The following is a 23481-nucleotide window of genomic DNA, read 5'->3' as shown; positions in this document are numbered from 1 at the left end:
ATGCTTTATAGGTATAATTATATAAAGGAGCATAAAATGGTTACTTTGAATAAACATTTTTTATATTTTATTCGTAAAATAAGGAATGTTACTCCAGGTACGCCTTTTAATAGGGTAAACTATTTCCACCATACTTTTTTAAACGCAAACGGAAGAATTGCTCCCAATAACCGGATTGTCCCTAGTCTTGAAACGACATTTCAGTCTTTTTTCGAAACTTATAGAGAATTAGATGTGGCTTCAAAACAAGATTTTTACAATCTCGTAAGATTTTCCTGCAATATACATACTTTTTATGAAGATGCTTCCGTTGATGTAAATCCTTTGAAAAAAGATAATATTCGTGCAATTATAGGAAATGATTCATTTGAAAATTTAATGAATGCTCTATGGGGAAGTTTAAAAAGTAATGCTTGGGAAATTGACGCACATTACAAAGATTTTTTTGAAGATTTGCAATCCAAGACCTGCACTTTTTGCGGCATAAATCAGTTACCAAATCCAGAATCATATAGAGCAGATTATGACCATATTGCATATAAAGGCCTATATCCTATTTCAACTATTAATTTAAAGAATATAGCTCCATCCTGCTCTGAATGTAATACTAAATTTAAATTGCAAAAAGATATTTTCTATGAAGATGATAATACTACAAGGAGAATTTCTAATTATCCCTATTTGAATTTCATTGAAGTGCAAATAGATTTTACAGGAACTATTTTGCCGCAAACCGTGTTGGGAAATGAAAATGGTACATGGAATTTGAATTTTGTTCCTAATAACGACTATACTAGGACATGGGAGGATTTGTATAATATAAAGCATCGGTATATAACAGAAGTGCTTCAAGTCGATTTCAAGACTTGGCTAGGTCACTTTAAAAAGGAACTACAACAATATAATGTAATTATAAACGATCACGATGAAATTAAAAACTATTTTTTAAAACATTATGAACGTTACAATGAAGAAAGATTACAAAAAAGATACATTGTAAAGTCATCTCTATTTAAATATTTTAATGAGTGTGACAATGAAGTATTCTATAATCAATTAATTTCTGAAATAAATCAAAGATGACAACAAATAGTTTAGTAGCAAAAATATGGTCTTTTTGTGATACACTGCGTGATGATGGTGTAAATTATACGGATTACTTAGAACAAATAACTTATTTGCTGTTCTTGAAAATGGCCGATGAATTTTCTAAACCTCCTTATAATCGCGACTTTAATTTGCCTAAAAATTGCAATTGGCAGCATCTCTTAGATAATTTAGATAATAACCTAAATACTGTATATATTGATGCTTTACATACTCTTTCAAATTCAGAAGGGATGTTAGGTGACATTTTTGACGGTGCTCAAAACAAAATACATGATCCATATAAATTAAAAAAACTTATAGAATTATTAGACGAGGAAGAATGGGTATCTGAGACAAATGATGTTAAAGGAGACATTTATGAATCACTTCTACAAAAAAGTGCTGAAAGTAGCGGTGCAGGACAATATTTTACTCCCAGAGCAATAATAAAGGCAATGGTCGAATGTATTCAACCTAAAACGGGAGAATCTATTTGGGATCCAAGTTGTGGAACAGGTGGCTTCTTCTTAGGTGCAATTGAGTATTTGAACACACATTATAAAAAGGAATTAGAAAAGAAAAATGTTAGAAATTTTTTTCAGTATGATACTTTTAGAGGTTGGGAAATTGTACCTTCAACTGCTCGATTGTGCTTTATGAACTTATTCCTCCACGGAATTGGTGACTTACAAAAAACCCCAGATATAAAAGTTGTTGATAGTCTTATTGAGCCAGATAAGCAGAAACCAAAAATTATCTTTGCTAACCCTCCATTTGGAAAAAGTAGTAGTTATACTATTACAAATGATCAGAAATTAGGAGACCAAGAAAATTTTAAATATAGAGAAGATTTTTGGACTACTACAAGCAATAAGCAGCTAGCTTTTGTACAGCACATTGTTACTATCTTACAAGATAAGGGAAGAGCCGCTATTGTATTGCCAGATAACGTTCTATTTGAAGGCGGTGCAGGCGAGATAATTAGAAAGGAACTATTAGAACGTACTAATCTACATACTATTTTAAGATTACCAACTGGTATATTTTATGCCAACGGTGTGAAATGTAATGTTCTATTTTTAGAAAAAAAAGAGTTTGAAAACAAAGCAAGCACAAAAGAAATATGGTTTTATGACTATAGAACAAATGTGCACCATACCCTAAAAAAGCAAGTATTAAAATATGAAAACTTGAAATCATTTGTGGAATGTTACCATGCAACAGATAGAAATCTCACTAATGAGACTTGGGGTAAGGATAATAAAAAGGGAAGATTTAGAAAATATTCATATGCTGAGTTGATAAACCGGGATAAAACTAATTTTGATATATTTTGGTTAAAGGATGATAGTCACGTTGATTTAGATAGTTTGCCGGAACCTGAAATATTAGCTCAAGAGATTCTTGATAATTTAGAAAGTACTATTCAAAATTTCAGAGAAGTAGTAAAGAGCTTGTCCAAATAACATATTCTACTACCATATTTATTTTTGAAAATAGCTATAAGGTAAGTCGTTATAAATGAGACCTATTCGGCTACCTTTTTGGAAGTATATTTGAAAATACCTAAAATCAACGAATTAAGGAATAGGTAGTTAATCCTGCCACTACTATGTTTAAATTGTTCTGTATGGAGGTAGCATAAACATAAATTTTACAGCCTAAATTTACTTCTACCTATCAGGTACGACAGAACCGAATCTACTATAATAATAAACCAACCGAATTGCTAGGGTTGGTTTTTTAGTTTATTTAATCCCAAATTGTTCTTTTAGTTTTTGTAATTCTTTTTCCAGTTTCGATATCATAGACATTGCTTCATCAGGAAAGGTTGGGCTGAGCTTACCGAGCTTGCTACCCAAGTTATTCATTTCTCGTCCAATTGTTTGCTCTGTGGTAATTGCATATAACTCAGTCTGGCGGATTGACTGGTGCCCCAGCATCTCTTTTACTACGGAGATAGGCACATCATTATTAAGAGTAACTGTGCTGCCAAAAGTACGTCTGGCTTTATGAGTGTTCAATTCGCAAGTAAATCCACATAGATCAGCTATTTCTTTAAGATAGGCATTCATTTTTTGATTAGATGCGACAGGCAGGACAGCATTTCTTGAAATACAGAGTGGATGTTCTTTGTATTTTTCTATTATTTCGAGGGCTTTGGGAAGTAATGGAACATTGGTCACAGAACCAGTCTTTTGTCTTTCGGACATTATCCACTGCGCTCCATCTATACCTATTTTTATATCTGTTTTCCGAAGTTGGTAAGCGTCAATATAAGCAAGACCTGTATAGCACTGAAAGACAAAGATATCCCGAACTGTTTGGAGTCTTGTGGTTGTAATACTGACCTGTTCGAGCGTACGCAGTTCACTCGCGGTGAGTGGTCTTTTTACAGTTTTTGTCATCTTACGTTTGAATGCTCTGAAAGGATCCTGTACAATTATATCTTTATCAATTGCTCTATTTATGACCTTTTTCATGCAGGCAATATATTTCAATGCGGAGTTATTTACACAATTTCGTACGGTTTTTAAATATAATTCATAGCTAATGATAAAATCATAGTCTAAGTCCCTGAACTCAATATCTTCTGTCGTGTATTTGTATTTCACAAATTCTCTTGCATGAAATCTTGCTGTCTCATAGCGTTTATGTGTTGCCAAAGCATAATCCTGTGGAACCAGCGCTAGCATTTCGTCATTATGCTTTTGAAATTCTTCAAGAAGCATTGCTTTTGAAATTATCCTTCCCAGTACAAAATCAATAATCCGCTGCGCTGAAATCGATTTTTCGTTGTATATTAAATCCATCTTGAATTGGTTGATTCTAGTCGTTATAGCATCCAAAAAAAGATTTAGGGCTCTGGCATCTTCTTTATTTCCCGTTGCTCTTTCTGTTTTTTGATCCCACCTTTGAATGTCCCATTTCCTTTTAGTAGATGTCTCTTTTGGTAAGCCATCTACTGTTACTCTCAGATAAATATATCTGATGCTTGATTTGTTTTTGGGTGTTTTCAAAAAGAAACATAGCCCAAAGCTGCTTTCTAACATAATTCAATTTTTTAAATTAATAAATATAGAATTATGACGTTCTCTTGTCAAGTCGTTAACTTGCTTTACATGTTGTAAATCAGTAGTTTAAAAGTGTTTTTTGGCAAAATTGTGGCACTTTTTATTTCAATAGTAAAATGCCACACTACTGCCATATAAATTTGGAGCACTTTTGAAAATTTTGATAGTTGCAGGAAAAATAAAAAAGCCTGCAAATTCAAAAATTTGCAGGCTTTTAAAGGTTTTCGAGACATTTTGTGTGTTTTTGACAACTTTGAAAAGATGCCTTTAAACGGTCCCAGTGGAATCGCCGAGAATCGAACTCGGGTCCAAACAAGCAACTAAAAGGCTTTCTACACGCTTATTTCCTGATTAGGTTTTCGATGTTAAGCTAGGTCAGAAACAACCACTCAACACTTATCTTCTTACTTTCGAAATCCACCCGAAGCTTATGGAAATCTAGGTTTATTTTTACGGTTCCCCTGTACTGACCGCCACAAACCAAGGCTTTCAAGGAGAATCCAGCTTTCCTACCTTGTAGGAACGTGGCGCAATCGTACTATAATTCGGATTATGCAGCTAAAGCGTAGTTATTTTCGCCGTGTAAAAGTGTGAGATCTTATATTTACGAGCAAGGTCTCAATGCTCGACGTGCTTACTTTTCAATTCGACTTGCTGTCAAAACCAGTCGACCCCATTTATTGGACTGCAAATATAGTTTTTTTGTAATTATTAAAAGCGTTTTCACAAAATCTATACCGATATTTATTTTGAATTTTAATAATTACTCTTCATCTTCCAATTTAAATGGATAATCTCCAAACAATTTTGCAAGTTTTCTAACAGCATAGGTGTTTCTTGTCATTTTGTTTGACAAAGCGATAATCACCACTTTCTCCTCAGGAAGGGTAATATATGATGAGGTGTTCCCATGCCACCATCCATTATGAAAATAAAAATTCTGACCTGTTTCCCAATTGATCATTCTAATTCCAAGACCATAGTTTTTGGTTCCTTTGCGCTCATTGCTGTAAGGTTTAAAAACTTGTGCCCATAATTCAGGTTCTAAGAAGTTTTTAGAATTCCTTGCTAGATCAAATTTGAGTAAATCTCTAGGAGTAGAATAAATATTTTTATCGCCATAGACTCCATCCAAATAATCGATACCAATTTCTACTTTGCTCGCTTTATAGGAAGGAACGATTCTTTTTTTGTCTTTTTTGATGTCACAAACAAAGGAATGTGTCATGCCCAGTGGCTGAAACAACATTTTGTCCATAGCTTCTATATAAGAAAGCTTGGTGACTTTTTCAATGATTAAGGCAAGCATAGCGTAGTTGGTATTACAATAAGCAAAACGACTGTCTGTTTTGAATTCTAAACCAATGTTTTTTGTAGCCATCAAATCCAAAAGGTCTTGATTGGTTAATGTTTTATGACGATCCCAGATATTGGCTTTTCTATCAGTAAAATAGGAGTAGTTTCGGATGCCGCTACGGTGATTCAATAACGTTCTAACCGTAACCTCAGGATAAGGGAAACGATCCAAAAGCGTAGTAACTTTTTGATCTAAATCTAAACGTTTGGCATTGATTAATTTTAAAATTACGGTTGCAGTTAAAACCTTACTTACTGAAGCTATGTGTAATGGGGTTTCGCTGGTGATGGTGTCTTTATCTCTAAAATTTGCTAAGCCATTATATTTTTCGTAAATAATTTGACCATTTTGAGCTACCAAAAAACTTCCATTCATAGTGTTATTAGGCCAGTTTTTTTGATAAAAATTCTCAATTTTTATTTTCTTGGTTGCAATATAATCTGCGGATAATTGAGTACTGTCTTTACTTGCTGGTTTTACGATTGGGAGAACATTTTTAGGAAGCTTCGCGTCTGTTAATTCTACCTTTTTTATTTCTTTTGCACAGGAACTAATTGCCAAAGAAAGGACAAGTAATTGTGCTATATTTGCTTTTTTTATAAGAGTCATTGGGTGAAAATTGAAAAAACAAATATATAGAATCAATTGCTTTCTGTTTCTAGTTTTTTTCAAAATATATCACCTTTCGTCTTCTTCAAAACAGGCAATTAGTATAGTGTATTGGAGTTCAATTATTAATGTTTTTGTGTTTTGATAATAATCTGCTAAAAGTACTTATTTTTGGTTTATATTGTTATATTTGTAACAAAAATATTAAATAAAGTTAAAAAAATAATATAATTTAAATACTATAAAAATGAAGTTTGGAATTATCAAAGAAAGAAAAAACCCACCAGATAGAAGAGTGGTTTTTTCTCCCAATGAAATCAAAACCATTCAAGAGCAATTTCCAGCTGTGACCTTTACAGTGGAACCATCAGATATTCGAGTTTTTACTGATGAGCAATATCGAAATCTAGGTATTGAAGTTACTGAGGATTTATCCGACTGTGAAGTATTGTTTGGGGTAAAAGAGGTTCCAGTTGAAGCTTTGATTCCAAACAAAAAATACTTCTTTTTTTCGCACACTATCAAAAAACAGCCCTATAATAGAAAATTGTTGCAAGCAATTTTAGAAAAAAATATTGAGTTGTATGATCATGAAACTATTGTTGATGGAGCTCATAAACGATTAATAGGTTTTGGCCGTTATGCAGGGATTGTTGGCGGGTATAATGCCATCAGAGCTTTTGGAATTAAGTTTGAATTATTCAAAATGCCCAAAGCAGAGTCTTTGAATGGAAAAGATGCACTTGTACAACAACTCAAAAGACAAATCATTCCGCCTATTAAGATTGTAGTTACAGGTACCGGAAAAGTAGGAAGCGGGGTTAAAGAGATTTTGATGGCTATGAAGGTTAAAGAAGTTTCTGTGGATAATTTTTTGACTAAAACTTTTACACAACCTGTTTTTACTCAAATCGATGTTTTGGATTATAACAAAAGAATTGATGGTAAAAAATTGGATACTCTCGATTTTTATAAAAACCCACAAGATTACGAATCGGATTTTGAACGTTTTACTAAAGTGTCAGATATTTATATTTCGGGTCATTTTCACGCGAATGAGGCTCCCGAAATTGTATCGCAAAAAATGCTTCAAGCTGGTGATTGTAAAATAAAAGTAGTAGCCGATGTTTCTTGTGATGTAAACGGACCCATTGCTTGTACTTTGAGAGCCTCTACCATTGCGGAACCTTTATATGGCTATTTGCCAAGCGAGAATAAAGAGGTTGATGTTTTTCATCCAGCAGCCATTGTAGTTATGGCTGTAGATAATTTGCCTTGCGAATTGCCTAAAGATGCGAGTGAAGGCTTTGGAGAAATGTTTACTAAGCATGTGATTCCCGCTTTTTTTAATGAAGATGCTGACGGAATTTTAGCTCGTGCTCAAATGACTAAAAGTGGTAAATTAACCGAAAGATTCCAGTATTTAAACGATTATGTTGAAGGTAAATAATTGAATTATAGTGGTATGTAATTCAATTAAAATACTTTAGAAAGATTCGTAGCTTTTGAGCTAAAAAAAGAAAAGACTTTTTATCGATTTAATTGGTTTAAAAAAATATTCCCACTATATTTGTCGCAACATTCAAAATTCCGGAAAACATGTTTGAATTTTCACAGTACTTAGGCTTCTTACTTTTCTTAACCATCCTAACAATGGGATTTTGGTTAATGTTTTTCTTAGTTGGTTTCATTTCCTATTGGGTAGGAGGTGCCTCTTGGGAAGCATACAAAGAGAAAAAAGCAAAACAGAAGCAAGAAGAATTAGGATAATCTAATTATCTCAATAAAAAAAGGACTCCAAAAGAGTCCTTTTTTTATGCTCAAAATTGATTGATAAAAAAAAGACTCGTTTTCACGAGTCTCTCTTTATTAACCTTGATATTCCATTTCGCCTTCGTTCATGTTTTTCTTAGGCTTTTCTCTTTCGTTTTTAGGTTTGTTGAAACGATAGGTAAAAGAAAGTGTAAACTGTCTTTCTCTCCATTGCATTTCTGAATACGATGTTTGTCTTTTTAGGAAAGTTTCAGAAATCATCTTTCTGGAGTTGAACACATCACTTACGTTGAAAGCAAGAGTTCCTTTGTCTTTTAAGATATCTTTACTGAAAGCTAAATTCATTGCAAACACACCCAATCTTTTGCCTTGTGCATTGGCTTGTGGTCCGTTGTAAGACATATTGGTTTGCCAATCAATTTTTGCAGGTAAGGTAATTTTTGATGTCAAACGCGTTGACCAAGAAGTAGCATCATTGTCGAAATTCTGAACTACTTTGTTACCATTGAAATCAGTATAGGTAAAATCCCCTCTTGTTTGAACAGCAAAGAAATTAAAATTACTATTCAACTTCCACCATTTGTAAGGAGAATAGTTTAAGGTGAATTCAAATCCTGTGCGGTATTCCTCGCCTATGTTGATAGGAGAGCTAATAATTAATGGTACTCCATTTACAAAATCTCCTGATTCTCTTCTTGCGAACTGAAATACATCAGTGGTTTTATTGACGTAAAGAGAGGTATTAAGTGTAATTTTTTCCCATCTTTTGATGTATCCCCAATCGATAGCATCTGTGAATGATGGATCTAAATCTGGATTTCCAACAAAAATATTGATGTTACTAGATAAATTGCTAAAAGGATTTAGCATTCTACCTCTTGGTCTTTGAATTCTTCTACTATAGCTTAACGAAGTACTACTCATGTCAGATAGTTCGTAGGTAAAAAAAGCGCTAGGGAAGAAGTTGTTATATTTTTTATTGTTAAAATCGCTCGTTACTAATTGATTGATATCAATATTAGAATCTTCGAAACGTAATCCAAATAGCATAGAAAGTTTATTTACTTTGATGCCGTATTGCGTATAAATTGCATTGATTTTTTCTTTGTATTCTAAGGTATTAGTGAAATCTGGATTTACAACACCATCGTTTTCAACTCTATAATCAGTGGTTAAATTAGTGAAATCTCCGCGGTAACCTGCTTCAAGTTGTTGTCCTTTTCCTAACGGTAATACATAATCAACTACAAATAAGTTTCTTTTTTGATTTTGATTATTGATGGTGTTATCTAAAGCAACCGTAGAAGTATTTGTTGCTGTATCTGTAATCAAAGCAGTGTTTTTGTCATCATTGTTGGAGATTGAGATGTCAAAACTCAATTTGTGTCCTTCTTTTTTGAAGTTTTTGATGAAGTTTGAAGCAAATTCTATGTTTTCGCTATCACTATCTTCTTCATTGATACGATTTCTAGTGTATTGATAGATAAAATTAGAGTCATAATTATTTTGAAAAACATTGTCGGTATTATCGCCATTGCTTTTTCTGTAATTAATACTGTTACTCCATGAAGTAGATTTATTTATGAACCATTCTATTCCTGCAGTTCCATTATATCCATTGCTATAGCGATCATTCTCTCTGTTTTCATATAGATAGTTTAGAGTAGTGCCATCCTCATTGAGGTTTTTGGAATTGTTAAAAGCATTTCCAGGGCTATTACGATTACTGTAGCCTTGGGTTGTAAACAAGTTGAATTTTTCTGTTTTGTAGTTCAAAGTACCGCTCAATCCGTGATTATCTGGGTAACCTGTATTAGCAATGATAGTTCCATTGAAGCCTTGGTTTTTTCCTTTTTTCAAGATAATGTTCAATAATCCACCACCACCTTCGGCATCATATCTAGCAGAAGGATTGGTAACTACTTCTACTTTTTCAATAGCGTCCGCAGGAATTAATCGTAATGCTTCGGTAATATTAATAGCGTTTGAAGGTCTTCCGTCAATAAGGATTCTTACATTTTCATTTCCTCTTAAACTTACAGTTCCTTCAGCATCTACAGAAACCGATGGGATATTATCCAAAACATCACTTACTGTTCCTCCTTTTACCATTAAATCAGAACCTACATTGTATACTTTCTTGTCTAATTTGATGTCTACTGTTGTTTTTTCTGCACGAACCACAACTTCATTTAACTGCGCTGCATCTTCTGCTAAGCCAATTGTTCCTAATGAAAGGTTATCAGTAATATTTTTTTGCTTGATTTCTGTTGATTTAAATGAAATGAACTCAACAATTATATCATATGTTCCTGAAGTTACATCGACTGCAAATTCTCCTTTGTCGTTGGTAACTCCACCTGCAATCATCTTTGGGTTTGAAGTATTTTTAAGAGTAATGGTTGCGTATTCTAATGGTTGTTTGGAAATTTTTTCGATTACTTTTCCGGTAACTTTTAGTTTGGTTTTGCCTTGTTGAGCATAGCCTAATAAGCTAAAACAAAGTAAGAATAAGGTAATGGTACTAGTAAGGTTTTTCATTGTTTAATTTTTGTTTACTTTCTTTAGACTAGAGAATGAAGAATAGGTTTCATTTGCAAATGGTAAAAATTTGTTAAAAAAAATGCTTTATTGTTTAAGAAAGTCAATTACTTTGGCTTCTTCACGGGCAATAATTGCTTTTTCCTCAGAAACTAAAATAGGTCTTTCGATGAGTATTGGATTGGTAATCATGATACTAATGAGTTCTTGCTCAGTGAAATTTTGTTCCTTATAATTCTCAATCCAAATTTTTTCCTTCTGGCGGATTAATTCAATTGGAGGAATATTTAATTTTTGAAGTACCGCTTTCAATTCGTCAATTGTTGGTGGGGTAGTTAAATAAGAAACGATTTCGAATTCTTTTTCCGAAGATTCGAGTAGAGCTAGGCAATTTCTAGATTTACCACAGCGGTTGTTGTGAAAAATTTGTAACATTTTTTTGATTTTTTTATAGAAATTATGCGAAATAAATAGGTACTTTTAGGGGATGCAAATGTATGCGAACTATATCGTAAATCTATTTAACAAATTGTTAATACTATGTTTTTAGAACAAGGAGTTACTCCACAAAATCATTTTTATAAATATATAATTGGTTCTCTTATAATTATTGTAGCAGCTTTTGTTGGTCAAGTTCCCATGATGGTTGCGGTTTTTTTTAAGGCTGCAACAGATCACAAAACTGTTCCAGTGACTAATGAGGGGTTGATGCATTTTTTTGACCCCAATACTACGCTATTTTTAATAATGCTTTCTTTTGTGTTTGCCTTGGCGGGTATTTTTTTAGTGATAAAGAACATTCATAAACAAACCATTTTATCTGTTACCACATTTAGGCCCAAAATGGATTGGAGTCGCGTGTTATTTTCATTTGTTTTATGGGCTGTTATTGGCATAACAACAACTTGGATAGAGTGGTTTATAAGTCCGGATCATTTCGAAATTAATTTCAAACCTATTCCTTTCTTGATTTTAGCGATTATTGGATTGGTGTTGATTCCTATTCAAACTAGTACTGAAGAATACGTTTTTAGAGGCTATCTGATGCAAGGATTTGCGAATTTATCTCGTAACAAATGGTTTCCTTTGCTTATGACTTCTCTGATTTTTGGATTGATGCATTTATTCAATCCTGAAGTAACCAAAATGGGCTATGGTATCATGATTTACTATATAGGTACTGGTCTTTTTCTTGGTGTTATTACATTGATGGATGATGGAATGGAATTAGCGCTGGGTTTTCATGCTGCGAATAATTTAGTTGGAGCTTTATTGGTCACTTCTGATTGGACAGCTTTTCAAACCTATTCGATCTTGAAAGATGTTTCAGAGCCTACTTTTGGTTTTGATGTTATCTTGCCAGTAATACTAATATACCCGATACTTTTGCTTATCTTTGAGAGAAAATACCGTTGGAATAATTGGAAAGAAAAACTTACAGGAGACATTAATTAACATACTCATACATTAAGAATAAATTAATACAACTATGAAAACAGTTACATATAAAAATGTTCATAATCATTTTAAATTTAATGGCGTTCACTTAGATCGTGAACAACTTTGTACGGTTGCCTATTCTTTCATTAAAGAAGGTGCCGATTTTCAAAAAGCGCTTGGGGATTTCTTAATCGATTGGTTTGATGACAAGTCTTACATCGAAATGAATACTTCAGGAACAACTGGAGCACCTAAATTAATTCGAGTCGAGAAAGAAGCGATGGTGAGTTCAGCCCTTTCTACTGGGGATTTCTTTGATTTGACTCCAGGAAATAAAGTATTACATTGTTTACCTATTGACTATGTAGCGGGAAAAATGATGTTTGTGCGTTCTTTTATTCTGGGCTTAGATGTGGATTTTGTAGAGCCTAATTCAAATCCTTTGGAATACAATGATGTAAAATATGATTTTGCGGCTATGGTTCCGTTACAAGCAAAAAATTCTTTGTCAAAATTGACAAACATTAAGAAAATAATAATTGGCGGGGTGAAAATTCATAAGTCGTTAGAACAAGAATTAGTAAAATTACCTAATGAGATATACGAAACTTACGGAATGACTGAGACCATCACGCATATTGCGGCCAAACGAGTAGGAGAAAGAGCTTTTACTGTTTTGCCTAATGTGATTGTAACCGCTAATGAGAATAATTGTTTAGTGGTGCATGCTAAAAACATTAATCCAGAACCTATCGTTACCAATGATATCGTAGAGCTTGTGTCAGATACTCAATTTGTCTGGTTAGGTCGTTTTGATAATGTTATAAATAGCGGTGGAATCAAATTAATACCAGAAAAAATTGAAGAGAAATTATCTACACATATTCCTAGACGTTATTTTGTTTACGGACAAGCAGACGATGTGTTGGGTGAAAAAGTAGTTTTATATGTTGAAGGTGAGCCAATAACAATTGATGACGCTGTTTTTGGAGTTTTAGATAAATATGAAAAACCTAAAAATATTGTTTTTATTCCTAAGTTTAAGGTTACAGCAACGGGTAAAATAGTTCGTAAAGAAAGTATTAATTTGTTGTAAAATGAATTGATATTATATTCATAAAAAAAAGAGCTGATTTTCAGCTCTTTTTTTTATGTTTGAATGACTCCTAAATTGAATTTTTTCTCAATTGGTGCATGATTAGCGGCTTCAATTCCCATAGAAATCCAAGTTCTGGTTTCCAAGGGATCAATGATAGCATCAGTCCATAATCTAGATGCTGCATAATATGGAGAGACTTGTTCGTCATATTTAGCCTTTATTTTGGCAAATAATTCGGTTTCTTTGGCTTCATCAACTACTTCTCCTTTAGCTTTTAAAGAAGAAGCTTCAATTTGAGTCAATACTTTTGCAGCTTGTGTTCCGCCCATAACGGCTAATTCGGCACTTGGCCAAGCAAAAATTAGTCTTGGGTCATACGCTTTGCCGCACATGGCATAATTCCCTGCACCATAGGAATTTCCGACAATTACGGTGAATTTTGGTACTACAGAGTTAGAAACCGCATTAACCATTTTGGCTCCATCTTTTATGATTCCTCCATGCTCAGATTTTGAACCAACCATAAATCCTGTTACATCTTGAATAAAAACCAAAGGGATTTTCTTTTGGTTGCAATTGGCAATAAATCGAGTGGCCTTATCGGCAGAATCAGAATAAATAACGCCACCAAATTGCATTTCACCTTTTTTGGTTTTAACTACTTTACGTTGGTTGGCTACTATGCCCACGGCCCAGCCATCAATTCTTGCATAACCCGTTAAAATGGTTTGTCCATAGCCGTCTTTATAAGGTTCAAAATCAGAATTATCAACCAATCGTTTGATGATTTCAAGCATGTCGTATTGCTCGTGCCTTGCCTTAGGTAAAATTCCATAAATTTCTTTTTCGTCCAAAGCTGGTTTTTCTGCTTGAATGCGATGGTAGCCAGCTTTCTCAAAATCACCAATTTTGCCAACTATATTTTTGATTTTATCAAGAGCGTCTTTATCATCTTTGGCTTTGTAATCTGTAACTCCAGAAATTTCGCAATGTGTTGTGGCTCCACCCAAAGTTTCATTGTCTATACTTTCTCCGATAGCCGCTTTTACTAAATAACTTCCGGCTAAAAAAATACTTCCTGTTTTATCTACGATTAAAGCTTCATCACTCATGATAGGTAAGTAGGCTCCACCAGCCACACAACTTCCCATTACGGCTGCAATTTGTGTGATTCCCATGCTACTCATTTGGGCATTATTTCTAAAAATACGACCAAAATGTTCTTTGTCAGGGAAAATTTCATCTTGTAACGGTAGGTATACTCCAGCGCTATCGACTAGGTAGATAATTGGAAGTCGATTTTCCATTGCAATTTCTTGAGCTCGAAGATTTTTTTTCCCCGTTATTGGAAACCAAGCTCCAGCTTTAACGGTAGCATCATTGGCTACGACAATGCATTGCTTACCTTGTATGTACCCAATTTTTACAATTACTCCCCCCGAAGGGCATCCACCATGTTCAGGATACATTCCGTCTCCTACAAAAGCTCCTATTTCGATGCTTTTGTTTGGGGTATCTAATAAATAATCGATTCGCTCTCTGGCCGTCATTTTGCCTTCGGCATGAAGTTTTTCTATTCTTTTTTCGCCTCCGCCTAATTTTACTTTTGCAAATTTATGACGCAATTGTGACAACAGAAGTTTATTGTGGTCTTCGTTCTGATTGAAGTTTAAATCCATAATAGGTTAGCTAGTTTTTTAGCTAGCTAATTTACAAAAAGGATTGAAATATTTTCTATAGCTCAGTTGTTTTGACTAAAAAAAGAAATGTTTTTTGTATATAATGCAAAAAAGCAGAAAATTAATTCTGCTTTTTTGTGAATCTATTAAGGAGGGTTTATTTTCTAGTATCGTTTACTAATCTTTTTAAAATAGCCCATTGTCTAAGTGCATCTTTGGCTGCAATTGCGGGATAGCCTAAAACGACTTTTCCTGCAGGGACATCGCAAGTAACGCCAGATCCTGCACCAACAGTGGCTCCTGTGCCAATAGTTGTATGGTCTTTTATTGAAGCGCTTCCACCAATCACAACGCCGTCTTCTAGGGTTACAGAACCAGCAAGACCACTATGGCCGGCCATAATACAAAAACGTCCCAATTTACTGTTGTGTCCTATTTGAACTAAATTATCTATTTTACACCCATCACCAACAACAGTCGAACTGAATTTACCTCTGTCTACGCAAGAATTGGCTCCAATTTCTACATTATTACCAATCACGACATTTCCAATTTGTGGGATCTTAACTAATCCTTTTTCATGGCAAAAACTAAATCCAAATCCGTCTGCTCCTATAGTAGCATTGGGGTGCAGGATACAATCATTACCAATATGACAACGCTCTCTAACGACAACACCTGACCAAATGGTAGTGTCATTGCCTATGCTTGAAAAATCTAAAAGTGTTACATTGGGGTAAATTGTAGTGTTTTTACCGATAATTACATTTGGACCAATATAGCAGCCGGCTCCAATTTTGGTACCTTCACCAATAATTGCACTATCATCAATACAGGCTGTTGGATGTACATCAAAGTCAAATTGTGGCGGTGCTGGAGCAAAAAGTTGAAGTAATTGAGACATGGCCAGTTCGGCATTTTTTACTTTGATAAATGCTCTATTGGTTCCGGGTTCAATGCTAATATCTTCATTAACTATTGCTGCACTAGCCTTAGAAGTGCTCCAATATTTTTCATGTTTTTTATTTCCTATAAAAGAAATTTGATTTTCTGAAGCAAGTTCTAATTGTTCTGGGGAAGTAATGTTTTCTGATAATGTGCCAATTAGTGTGCCGTTTAGAACATTATTAATTTCTTGAATGGAATATGATTTCATTAAATGTAAAGGGGTATTTATGATATTAGCCGCCAAATTAAGCGAATTACTATTGAGATACCTAATTTTTTAACGTTTGAAATAGAAAATAAAAATAATGGTGCTTTAAATGAGATTCAGTTTAAGTTCTTGAAAAAAAAAAACGACTACTGTTTTAAGGTAGTCGTTAGAGTGTTTATGTAGAATGTTGTTTATTCTTCTTCTTTTTGTCCCATCATCATCAGAAAGGCTTTTAGAAAAGGATCTATATTACCGTTCATTACACTGTCAACATCACTAGTTTCTTGTCCTGTTCGAACATCTTTAACTAATTTGTATGGATGCATCACATAGTTTCTGATTTGTGAACCCCATTCTATTTTCATTTTTTTTGCTTCGATTTCATCTCGAAGTGCTTGTTTCTTTTTCAACTCAATTTCGTACAATTGCGATTTTAACAACTGCATGGCTTTTGTTTTATTGTCTAGTTGTGATCGAGTCTCCGAATTTTCGATAATAATACCAGTGGGATGGTGACGTAAACGTACTGCTGTTTCTACTTTGTTTACGTTTTGTCCTCCAGCTCCGCTTGAACGCATGGTTTCCCATGAAATATCAGCTGGATTAATCTCAATTTGAATGGTGTCATCTGCTAGAGGGTAAACATAAACTGAAGCAAAGGAAGTGTGTCGTTTCGCATTGCTGTCAAATGGTGAAATACGAACCAAACGATGTACACCATTTTCCCCTTTCAAATAACCAAATGAATAATCGCCTTCAAATTCTAAAGTAACGGTTTTGATTCCAGCAGCCTCTCCTTTCTGAAAGTTTAGCTCTTTGATTTTGTAACCATATTTTTCGCCCCACATAATGTACATTCGCATCAACATTTCGGCCCAATCACAACTTTCGGTTCCTCCAGCCCCAGCAGTAATTTGCAATACAGCACTTAGTGTATCTCCTTCATCCGAAAGCATATTTTTGAACTCAATAGCTTCGATGTGATTTTCAGCTAAATTGTATTGTTCATCAAGTTCTTCAATACTTAGTTCACCTTCTTTATAGAAATCATATGCCAATTGCAATTCTTCAGTTAGCGTTGTTGCTTTGTCGTAATCTTCAATCCATTTCTTCTTATTGCGTAGATTTTTTACAATGATTTCGGCCTCTTTTGCATTATTCCAAAAGTCAGGAGCAAAAGTCTTTTCTTCTTCGTTGGTGATTTCAATGAGTTTAGCATCAACGTCAAAGATACCTCCTCAACGCACCAAGGCGCTCCACAATACCTTTAATTTGTTCGGTAGTTGTCATAAATTATTATTAATTTTGTTTTGCAAAAATATAAAAAAAATACCACAGCACAAGCTAAGAGCTTGCTGTGACTGATATAAATACTACTTATGGAAATTAATTTAGTGAGTGATACTGTGACCAAACCTTCTCCAGAGATGTTGCAATATATGTTTAGAGCGGTTGTTGGTGACGATGTTTACAAACAAGATCCTACAGTAATTGAATTAGAAGCACGTGTAGCCGCAATGTTCGGAATGGAGGCTGGGTTGTTTTTTCCTTCAGGTACTATGGCGAATCAAACAGCTATAAAATTACATACGCAACCTGGTGAGCAGTTGATTGCAGATAAATATGCTCATGTTTATAATTATGAAGGTGGTGGGGTTTCGTTTAATAGCGGTGTTTCTTGTTGTTTATTAGATGGAAATCGAGGGATGATAACAGCTAATCAAGTGGCAGAAGCAATCAACGATCCTGAATTTTATCACAGTCCTAAGACAAGTTTGGTGTGTGTAGAAAACACAACCAATAAAGGGGGTGGAGCCTGCTATGACCTCGAAACCTTGCAGCAAATTAAGCAAGTTTGTGATAGCAATAACTTAAAGTTTCATTTGGATGGTGCTAGAATCTGGAATGCTTTGGTAGCTAAAAGGCAAAATCCTAAGGAATACGGAAAGTTATTTGATACCATTTCAGTTTGTTTATCCAAAGGGTTAGGAGCGCCAATTGGTTCGGTTCTGCTTGCCGACAAGGAGACTATTCACAGAGCTTTGAGAGTGCGCAAAATTTTAGGCGGCGGAATGCGTCAAGTGGGATATTTAGCAGCAGCAGGAATTTATGCTTTAGAAAATAATATTATGCGATTGACAGAAGACCATCGCAGAGCCAAAGAATTAGGACTGCTATTAAGTCGGCTACCTTGGGTAGAATCAGTAGAACCTGTTGAGACAAATATCTTGATTTTTAAAGTGATTTCAAGTTTAAATGATGCGCTTTTAATCGAAAAATTGCGTCAAAAAAATATTGCAATTAGTTCACTCGGAAAAGGAAAACTAAGGATAGTTACGCATTTAGATTATCGAGAGGTTATGCATTCTTATGTTTTAGATACTTTACAGCGTTTATTCTTAGTATAAAAAAAAGGATTTATAGTTTTTATAAATCCTTTTTTTTGTGCTGCTATTTGAATAAATTATCCATTCCTGGTATCATTGGCATGTCCATTTTTGCAACTGCATCAAGTTCTGTTTGGTTTACTTGATTGGCTCTTGCAATTGCTTTATTGAGTACTAAAATCAAATAATCTTCGAGTTGTTCTTTGTCTTCTAACAATTCATCAGCTATATGTATTGATTTTACAGTAGTGTTAGCGGTAATAGTGATCTTTAATAAGCTATCGGAACTTTGTTCGTCAATTAATACAGTATCTAATCTTTTTTTGGTGTCTTCTATTTTTTGTTGGGTTTCTTTTAGTTTCCCCATCATTCCCATTAAATCCATTTTTGTTTTTTTTTAAATTATACATGCAAAATTACTATATTGCTGATTGATAATCAATAGAAAAAATAATGAAAAAAATCATTCGTTTGGGATTGCTTTGTGTTATTTTTGTGCTAACAATTTCTAAGGTAAAAGCGCAAAAAATGGCTGAAAACATACAGGCTCCAATAGCTAAAATTATTCCAAAACAACTAGTAAAACATAAGGATACTCGAATCGATAATTATTTTTGGTTAAACGAAAGAGAAAATCCTGAGGTTATTGCTTACTTGAATCAAGAAAACGATTATTATAATGCTAAAACGGCACATACTAAGCAGTTTCAAACAGAGCTTTTTGAAGAAATGAAAGCGAGAATAAAAGAAGATGACCAGTCGGTGCCTTATTTTTATAATGGTTATTTTTATTTGACACGATACGAAAAAGGGCAGGATTATCCTATTTATACTAGGAAAAAAGGAAGTTTAGCCGCTCCAGAAGAAATTCTTTTTAATTGTAACGAATTGGCTAAAGGACAATCTTATTTTCAGTTGGGAGGGATAAGTATTAGTCCTAATAATAAATATGCATCCTTTGGAGTGGATACTAAAGGAAGAAGAATTTATACGATTCAAATCAAGAATTTAGAAACAGGCGAAATTCTTTCAGATAAAATTGAAAATGTGACTGGAGGGTCAGTTTGGGCCAATGATAATGCTACTATATTTTATACCCAACAAGATAAGGTTACCTTGAGAGCAGATAAGGTTTTTAGACACAAATTAGGGACTGACGCTAATAGTGATGTATTGGTTTTTGACGAAAAAGACGATACTTTTAATGTTTATGTAAGTAAAGAAAAATCTAGAAAATACATTGTAATCGGTTCAGGAAGTACGCTAACGAGTGAGTACAGGATTTTGAATGCAGACCAACCTGAAGGAGAATTCAAAGTATTCCAGTCAAGAGTTCGTGGTTTGGAGTATAGTATTTCTCATTATGGAGATTCTTTTTATGTAATTACTAATAAAGACAAAGCAACCAATTTTAAATTGATGAAAACGCCTGAAAATGCTACTCAAAAAGAAAATTGGAAAGACTTAATTCCGCATCGTAAGGATGTTTTGTTAGAAGGCATCGAAATATTTAAAAACTACTTAGTTGTTGAGGAACGTTCTAATGGTTTAAATCATATTCGTATCATGCCTTGGAGCGGAAAAGGAGATTATTATCTGCCTTTTGATAACGAAACCTATAGCGCATATACTACTACAAACGTGGATTTTGATACTGATATTCTAAGATATGGTTACCAATCAATGGCGACTCCTTCCTCGGTTATCGATTTTAATATGGCAACCAAAACCAAAGAAGTGTTGAAAGAACAACAGGTGTTGGGAGGGAAGTTTGATAAGAATAATTATATAGAAGAACGTGTTTGGGCAACAGCAACAGATGGTACAAAAGTGCCAATTTCAATGGTATATCATAAATCTGTTAAGAAAGATGGAAAAAATCCATTGTTACTCTATGCTTATGGTTCTTATGGAAATACTATGGAACCTTATTTTTCATCTACACGATTAACTTTATTAGATAGAGGGTTTGTTTATGCTATTGCACATATTCGTGGGGGAGAAGATTTGGGAAGACAATGGTATGAAGACGGGAAACTACTAAAAAAGAAAAATACTTTTACGGATTTTATTGACTGCTCTAAATATGTAATTCAAGAAAAATACACCTCACCACAACATTTGTATGCTGAAGGAGGCTCTGCTGGTGGTTTGTTAATGGGTGCAGTGGTGAATATGGCCCCAGAATTGTATCATGGAGTTATTGCTCAAGTGCCATTTGTGGATGTTGTAACTACCATGTTAGATGATAGTATTCCTTTGACAACTGGAGAATATGACGAATGGGGAAATCCAAACGAAAAAAAGTATTATGAATATATGTTGTCCTATTCGCCTTATGATAATGTAAAAAAGCAACAATATCCTAATTTGTTCGTTTCGACAGGCCTACATGATTCACAAGTACAGTATTGGGAGCCAGCAAAATGGGTAGCGAAAATGAGAACTATGAAAGATGATGATGCCGTTTTGTACTTAGTTACTAACATGGACGCAGGTCACGGTGGTGCTTCTGGTCGATTTGAGTCTTTGAAAGAGTTGGCTAGAGAGTTTAGTTTTTTGCTAGATTTGGAGAAAATTAAAAAGTAATTCGATTTTTTTTGTTAAGTTTGCAACTTATCTAGGGTGTAGTTTTTAACACAGCTTGGATTAACTATTTTTTTATGAAAGAAGAAATAAACGCTTATAATAATATTTTAGAGTTAATAGGTAATACACCACTTATTAGACTAAATAGAGTTACTCAGGAGTTAGAAGGTAATTTTTATGCTAAGATAGAAGCTTTCAATCCAGGACATTCTTCAAAAGATAGAATCGCATTATATATAATCGAAGAGGCAGAACGAAAAGGAATATTATCGCCAGGAGATACTATCATTGAAACAACTTCAGGAAATACTGGTTTTAGCCTTGCAATGGTTAGTATAATTAAAGGGTATAATTGTATTCTTGCTGTAAGTTCAAAGTCCTCAAAAGACAAAATTGACATGTTGCGTAGTTTAGGAGCAAAAGTCTATGTTTGTCCAGCTCACGTATCTGCTGATGATGAAAGATCTTATTATAATGTTGCTAAGAGACTTCATGAAGAAACCAAAGGTTCAGTTTATATTAATCAATATTTTAATCAATTAAATATTGATGCTCACTACTTGTCAACGGGGCCGGAAATTTGGAAACAAACAAACGGTAAAATAACACATTTGGTAGCTTGTAGTGGAACAGGAGGGACTATTTCAGGAACTGCAAAATATTTAAAAGAACAAAATCCAGCAATCAAAATTTTAGGGGTAGATGCTTTTGGTTCCGTGTTGAAGAAATATCATGAAACTAAGGAATTTGATAGTACTGAAATTTATCCATACCGAATTGAAGGATTGGGTAAAAACTTAATTCCTACTGCAACTGATTTTGATGTTATTGATAAGTTTATCAAAGTGACCGATGAAGAAAGTGCACATTCAACAAGAGAATTGGCTAGAAAAGAAGGGCTTTTTGTTGGATATACGTCGGGTGCAGTTATGCAAGCAATAAAACAATATGCAGACGAAGGAGAATTTGATAAAAATAGTAATGTAATTGCTATCTTTCCAGATCATGGTTCCCGCTACATGAGTAAAGTGTTTAGTGACGATTGGATGAATGACCAAGGCTTCTTTGATAGTGTAAACGAAGAAGAAGAGCAAAAAATAGAGTTTATTAAATAGTTTATATAGTAATATATGTTAAAAAAAAACCATTTATTTATTTAAATGGTTTTTTTTTGGATTTTGAAACGCCATAAGTGCATTAGTGGTAAAAAAAATGATGATTTCATTTTTTTTGCTTGTTTGTATGATTACAATAGATATTTTTTTTTAATGTATTTGTAAAATCAAATTATTATTCTATTTTGGTCATGTTAATATTTTATTAATTTAATAAATTTTTATATAAAACAACTTTACAAAATTATCAAACCTAATCTTACCAAAAAAAAACTGCTATGAAGAAATTGTACTTATACACGCTATTAATATTTGGCGTTACGTTTTCAGTTATGGCTCAAAAAGAGCAAACAAATATTGCGCAATCTGAATTGACTAAAGGTAACCCTCAAGAGGCTTTAAAAGTGTTAAATGCTGCTGAGTATTTAGTAACCAATGCAAAAGATGAAGACAAATCAGAGTATTATTTTGTTAAAGCTAAAACACATATCGCATTAGCTAATAAAAAGATCGATGCTCCAAAAAATATGGCTCAAGCTGTTGCTTGTTATAATGATTTGATTTTATATGAAGTAGATTCTGGTAATTTGAAATATGCGGTGCAGGCTCGTGAAGGTATAAAGGAATTAAAAAGTGAATTAGAGCGTAGTTCAGCTGATGATAACAATGCACAGCGTTTTTCTGATGCAGCAATTAAGATGACTTATCTTTACGAAATGGATAAAAAAGATACGGTAAACCTTTATAATGCTGCGTCAAATTATTTTAATGCTAAACAATTTGATTTAGCGTTAAAAACTTATGAGACACTAAAGGCTATGAAATATTCTGGTAATGGTATGGAGTATTATGCGGTAAACAAAACAACCAAACAAGAAGAGCTCTTTGTTTCTGGGGCTAATAGAGATTTAGGTGTAAAGCAAGGTTCTCATGAGAAGCCGAGAAACGTAAAAGCTAAGTCTAAAAAAACTGAAATCCTGAAGCATATCGCTTATATCTACAATGAGAAAGGAGACGTGTCTAGTGCTGAAAGTAACTACAAAGCTATCATAGCTATTAATCCAAACGATGTCGAAGCATATGTAGATTTAGCTTATGTTAAGCTAGATAAGAAAAAAGAAATCGCTGACAAAATGGCTTTACTAGGAACTTCAGATCAGGATATGCAAAAGTATGACGAGTTAAAAGTTAAAAGAGATGAGGAGGCTAAAATAGCTGTTGGTTATCTTGAAAAAGCATTGAGTTTGGAGCCTAGCAATAAAGATGTTTCGAAATTGCTTCTTAATTTATACCGTTCCTTGGAGATGACGGATAAGTACGAGGCATTAAAAGCTAAAGGATAAAAAGAAAATCAAAAAGAGGCTGTTCAAAAAGTATGAACAGCTTCTTTTTTATATAGAGTGTCTAGTCCTGAAAAAGTGATACAGGATTAATAAAAAATTAAATTACAATTTTAGACAGTAGCAAGCTCAGGTTTGCTACTGTTTTTTGTTTTATAGGTTCTCATTTTAATTTTGTTTTGGTGATGCATCTGATTTGGAGTAAGCATGTAATTAGAATAATGAGGTCTGAT

At 33.7% G+C, this 23481-nt stretch carries 18 protein-coding genes and 1 other RNA gene; 10 read left to right on the top strand and 9 right to left on the bottom strand.

Translation table 11 applies throughout. The features are described from left to right. Both WFZ86_RS10400 and WFZ86_RS10395 read left to right on the top strand, forming a co-directional pair. Positions 1 to 1083, top strand: coding sequence for a hypothetical protein (locus tag WFZ86_RS10400; protein ID WP_342691883.1), 1083 nt, complete (start codon positions 1 to 3; stop codon positions 1081 to 1083). Next, positions 1080 to 2555 (top strand): class I SAM-dependent DNA methyltransferase, encoded by a 1476-nt coding sequence (locus WFZ86_RS10395; RefSeq protein ID WP_342691882.1) that lies wholly within the window; start codon positions 1080 to 1082, stop codon positions 2553 to 2555. Before WFZ86_RS10400 ends, WFZ86_RS10395 begins: the two co-directional genes overlap by 4 nt. A gap of 282 nt (positions 2556 to 2837) precedes the next feature. Here the strand turns inward: WFZ86_RS10395 and WFZ86_RS10390 are convergent, their stop codons facing one another. The 3 genes from WFZ86_RS10390 to WFZ86_RS10380 all read right to left on the bottom strand — a co-directional run bounded on the left by WFZ86_RS10390 (position 2838) and on the right by WFZ86_RS10380 (position 6129). After that, positions 2838 to 4142, bottom strand: coding sequence for a site-specific integrase (locus WFZ86_RS10390; protein WP_342691881.1), 1305 nt, complete (start codon positions 4140 to 4142; stop codon positions 2838 to 2840). Positions 4143 to 4441: 299 nt separating this feature from the next. Next, positions 4442 to 4838: a transfer-messenger RNA gene (ssrA, locus tag WFZ86_RS10385) on the bottom strand. 88 nt (positions 4839 to 4926) lie between these two features. Next, positions 4927 to 6129, bottom strand: a complete 1203-nt coding sequence (locus WFZ86_RS10380) for a serine hydrolase domain-containing protein (RefSeq protein ID WP_342691880.1) — start codon at positions 6127 to 6129, stop codon at positions 4927 to 4929. Between the two features lie 247 nt (positions 6130 to 6376). Here WFZ86_RS10380 and WFZ86_RS10375 point away from each other — a divergent pair, with 247 nt between their 5' ends. Beyond that, positions 6377 to 7579 carry an NAD(P)-dependent oxidoreductase gene (locus tag WFZ86_RS10375; RefSeq protein WP_342691879.1) on the top strand — a complete coding sequence of 401 codons (1203 nt, stop codon included), beginning with the start codon at positions 6377 to 6379 and terminating at the stop codon, positions 7577 to 7579. Between the two features lie 149 nt (positions 7580 to 7728). Beyond that, complete coding sequence (locus WFZ86_RS10370) at positions 7729 to 7899, top strand: hypothetical protein (RefSeq protein WP_197488940.1); 171 nt, start codon at positions 7729 to 7731, stop codon at positions 7897 to 7899. 99 nt (positions 7900 to 7998) lie between these two features. Here WFZ86_RS10370 and WFZ86_RS10365 read toward each other — a convergent pair whose 3' ends face one another. Then, a complete protein-coding gene (locus WFZ86_RS10365) occupies positions 7999 to 10443 on the bottom strand; it encodes a TonB-dependent receptor (protein WP_342691878.1) in 2445 nt (814 codons plus the stop codon). An 87-nt stretch (positions 10444 to 10530) separates the two neighbouring features. Further along, on the bottom strand, positions 10531 to 10878 hold the full coding sequence (gene arsC / locus WFZ86_RS10360; RefSeq protein WP_342691877.1) for an arsenate reductase (glutaredoxin): 348 nt from the start codon (positions 10876 to 10878) through the stop codon (positions 10531 to 10533). A 105-nt stretch (positions 10879 to 10983) separates the two neighbouring features. Here arsC and WFZ86_RS10355 point away from each other — a divergent pair, with 105 nt between their 5' ends. Then, on the top strand, positions 10984 to 11898 hold the full coding sequence (locus WFZ86_RS10355; protein ID WP_342691876.1) for a CPBP family intramembrane glutamic endopeptidase: 915 nt from the start codon (positions 10984 to 10986) through the stop codon (positions 11896 to 11898). 34 nt (positions 11899 to 11932) lie between these two features. Beyond that, on the top strand, positions 11933 to 12979 hold the full coding sequence (locus WFZ86_RS10350; RefSeq protein ID WP_342691875.1) for an AMP-binding protein: 1047 nt from the start codon (positions 11933 to 11935) through the stop codon (positions 12977 to 12979). Positions 12980 to 13032: 53 nt separating this feature from the next. Here the strand turns inward: WFZ86_RS10350 and WFZ86_RS10345 are convergent, their stop codons facing one another. From WFZ86_RS10345 to prfB, 3 genes are all read right to left on the bottom strand, one after another. Next, complete coding sequence (locus WFZ86_RS10345; protein ID WP_342691874.1) at positions 13033 to 14661, bottom strand: acyl-CoA carboxylase subunit beta; 1629 nt, start codon at positions 14659 to 14661, stop codon at positions 13033 to 13035. A gap of 157 nt (positions 14662 to 14818) precedes the next feature. Continuing rightward, positions 14819 to 15817, bottom strand: a complete 999-nt coding sequence (lpxD, locus tag WFZ86_RS10340; protein ID WP_342691873.1) for a UDP-3-O-(3-hydroxymyristoyl)glucosamine N-acyltransferase — start codon at positions 15815 to 15817, stop codon at positions 14819 to 14821. A 191-nt stretch (positions 15818 to 16008) separates the two neighbouring features. After that, a protein-coding gene (gene prfB / locus WFZ86_RS10335; protein WP_342691872.1) for a peptide chain release factor 2 occupies positions 16009 to 17107 on the bottom strand; the annotation gives its coding sequence in 2 pieces (ribosomal slippage) (positions 16009 to 17043 and positions 17045 to 17107; 1098 coding nt in all). Positions 17108 to 17196: 89 nt separating this feature from the next. On the opposite strand from prfB, the gene WFZ86_RS10330 reads away from it, so the two are divergent. Continuing rightward, positions 17197 to 18225, top strand: a complete 1029-nt coding sequence (locus tag WFZ86_RS10330; protein ID WP_342691871.1) for a threonine aldolase family protein — start codon at positions 17197 to 17199, stop codon at positions 18223 to 18225. A gap of 43 nt (positions 18226 to 18268) precedes the next feature. Here WFZ86_RS10330 and WFZ86_RS10325 read toward each other — a convergent pair whose 3' ends face one another. After that, a complete protein-coding gene (locus WFZ86_RS10325) occupies positions 18269 to 18589 on the bottom strand; it encodes a YbaB/EbfC family nucleoid-associated protein (RefSeq protein ID WP_342691870.1) in 321 nt (106 codons plus the stop codon). A gap of 143 nt (positions 18590 to 18732) precedes the next feature. On the opposite strand from WFZ86_RS10325, the gene WFZ86_RS10320 reads away from it, so the two are divergent. The 3 genes from WFZ86_RS10320 (at position 18733) to WFZ86_RS10310 (ending at position 23251) form a co-directional block, all read left to right on the top strand. Continuing rightward, positions 18733 to 20793 carry a S9 family peptidase gene (locus WFZ86_RS10320; protein ID WP_342691965.1) on the top strand — a complete coding sequence of 687 codons (2061 nt, stop codon included), beginning with the start codon at positions 18733 to 18735 and terminating at the stop codon, positions 20791 to 20793. Positions 20794 to 20867: 74 nt separating this feature from the next. Continuing rightward, entirely contained in the window at positions 20868 to 21908 is a 1041-nt protein-coding gene (gene capA, locus WFZ86_RS10315; RefSeq protein ID WP_342691869.1) for a cysteate synthase, read from the top strand. 278 nt (positions 21909 to 22186) lie between these two features. Then, entirely contained in the window at positions 22187 to 23251 is a 1065-nt protein-coding gene (locus WFZ86_RS10310; protein WP_342691868.1) for a tetratricopeptide repeat protein, read from the top strand. The last annotated feature ends 230 nt before the right edge of the window (positions 23252 to 23481 follow it).

The organism is Flavobacterium polysaccharolyticum (assembly GCF_038739875.1).
Lineage (GTDB): Bacteria > Bacteroidota > Bacteroidia > Flavobacteriales > Flavobacteriaceae > Flavobacterium > Flavobacterium polysaccharolyticum.
The sequence above is the reverse complement of the archived record's forward strand: the minus strand, read 5'-3'. Positions and strand labels throughout refer to the sequence as shown.

Bases quoted from the DNA above. Each gene is read 5' to 3' on its own strand.
- WFZ86_RS10345 (WP_342691874.1), bottom strand. From the start codon at position 14,661: ATGGATTTAAACTTCAATCAGAACGAAGACCACAATAAACTTCTGTTG.
- WFZ86_RS10375 (WP_342691879.1), top strand. From the start codon at position 6,377: ATGAAGTTTGGAATTATCAAAGAAAGAAAAAACCCACCAGATAGAAGA.
- WFZ86_RS10330 (WP_342691871.1), top strand. From the start codon at position 17,197: ATGGAAATTAATTTAGTGAGTGATACTGTGACCAAACCTTCTCCAGAG.
- WFZ86_RS10395 (WP_342691882.1), top strand. From the start codon at position 1,080: ATGACAACAAATAGTTTAGTAGCAAAAATATGGTCTTTTTGTGATACA.
- WFZ86_RS10325 (WP_342691870.1), bottom strand. From the start codon at position 18,589: ATGGATTTAATGGGAATGATGGGGAAACTAAAAGAAACCCAACAAAAA.
- WFZ86_RS10390 (WP_342691881.1), bottom strand. From the start codon at position 4,142: ATGTTAGAAAGCAGCTTTGGGCTATGTTTCTTTTTGAAAACACCCAAA.
- WFZ86_RS10355 (WP_342691876.1), top strand. From the start codon at position 10,984: ATGTTTTTAGAACAAGGAGTTACTCCACAAAATCATTTTTATAAATAT.
- WFZ86_RS10365 (WP_342691878.1), bottom strand. From the start codon at position 10,443: ATGAAAAACCTTACTAGTACCATTACCTTATTCTTACTTTGTTTTAGC.
- WFZ86_RS10370 (WP_197488940.1), top strand. From the start codon at position 7,729: ATGTTTGAATTTTCACAGTACTTAGGCTTCTTACTTTTCTTAACCATC.
- WFZ86_RS10350 (WP_342691875.1), top strand. From the start codon at position 11,933: ATGAAAACAGTTACATATAAAAATGTTCATAATCATTTTAAATTTAAT.
- capA (WP_342691869.1), top strand. From the start codon at position 20,868: ATGAAAGAAGAAATAAACGCTTATAATAATATTTTAGAGTTAATAGGT.
- lpxD (WP_342691873.1), bottom strand. From the start codon at position 15,817: ATGAAATCATATTCCATTCAAGAAATTAATAATGTTCTAAACGGCACA.
- WFZ86_RS10400 (WP_342691883.1), top strand. From the start codon at position 1: ATGCTTTATAGGTATAATTATATAAAGGAGCATAAAATGGTTACTTTG.
- WFZ86_RS10380 (WP_342691880.1), bottom strand. From the start codon at position 6,129: ATGACTCTTATAAAAAAAGCAAATATAGCACAATTACTTGTCCTTTCT.
- arsC (WP_342691877.1), bottom strand. From the start codon at position 10,878: ATGTTACAAATTTTTCACAACAACCGCTGTGGTAAATCTAGAAATTGC.
- WFZ86_RS10310 (WP_342691868.1), top strand. From the start codon at position 22,187: ATGAAGAAATTGTACTTATACACGCTATTAATATTTGGCGTTACGTTT.
- WFZ86_RS10320 (WP_342691965.1), top strand. From the start codon at position 18,733: ATGGCTGAAAACATACAGGCTCCAATAGCTAAAATTATTCCAAAACAA.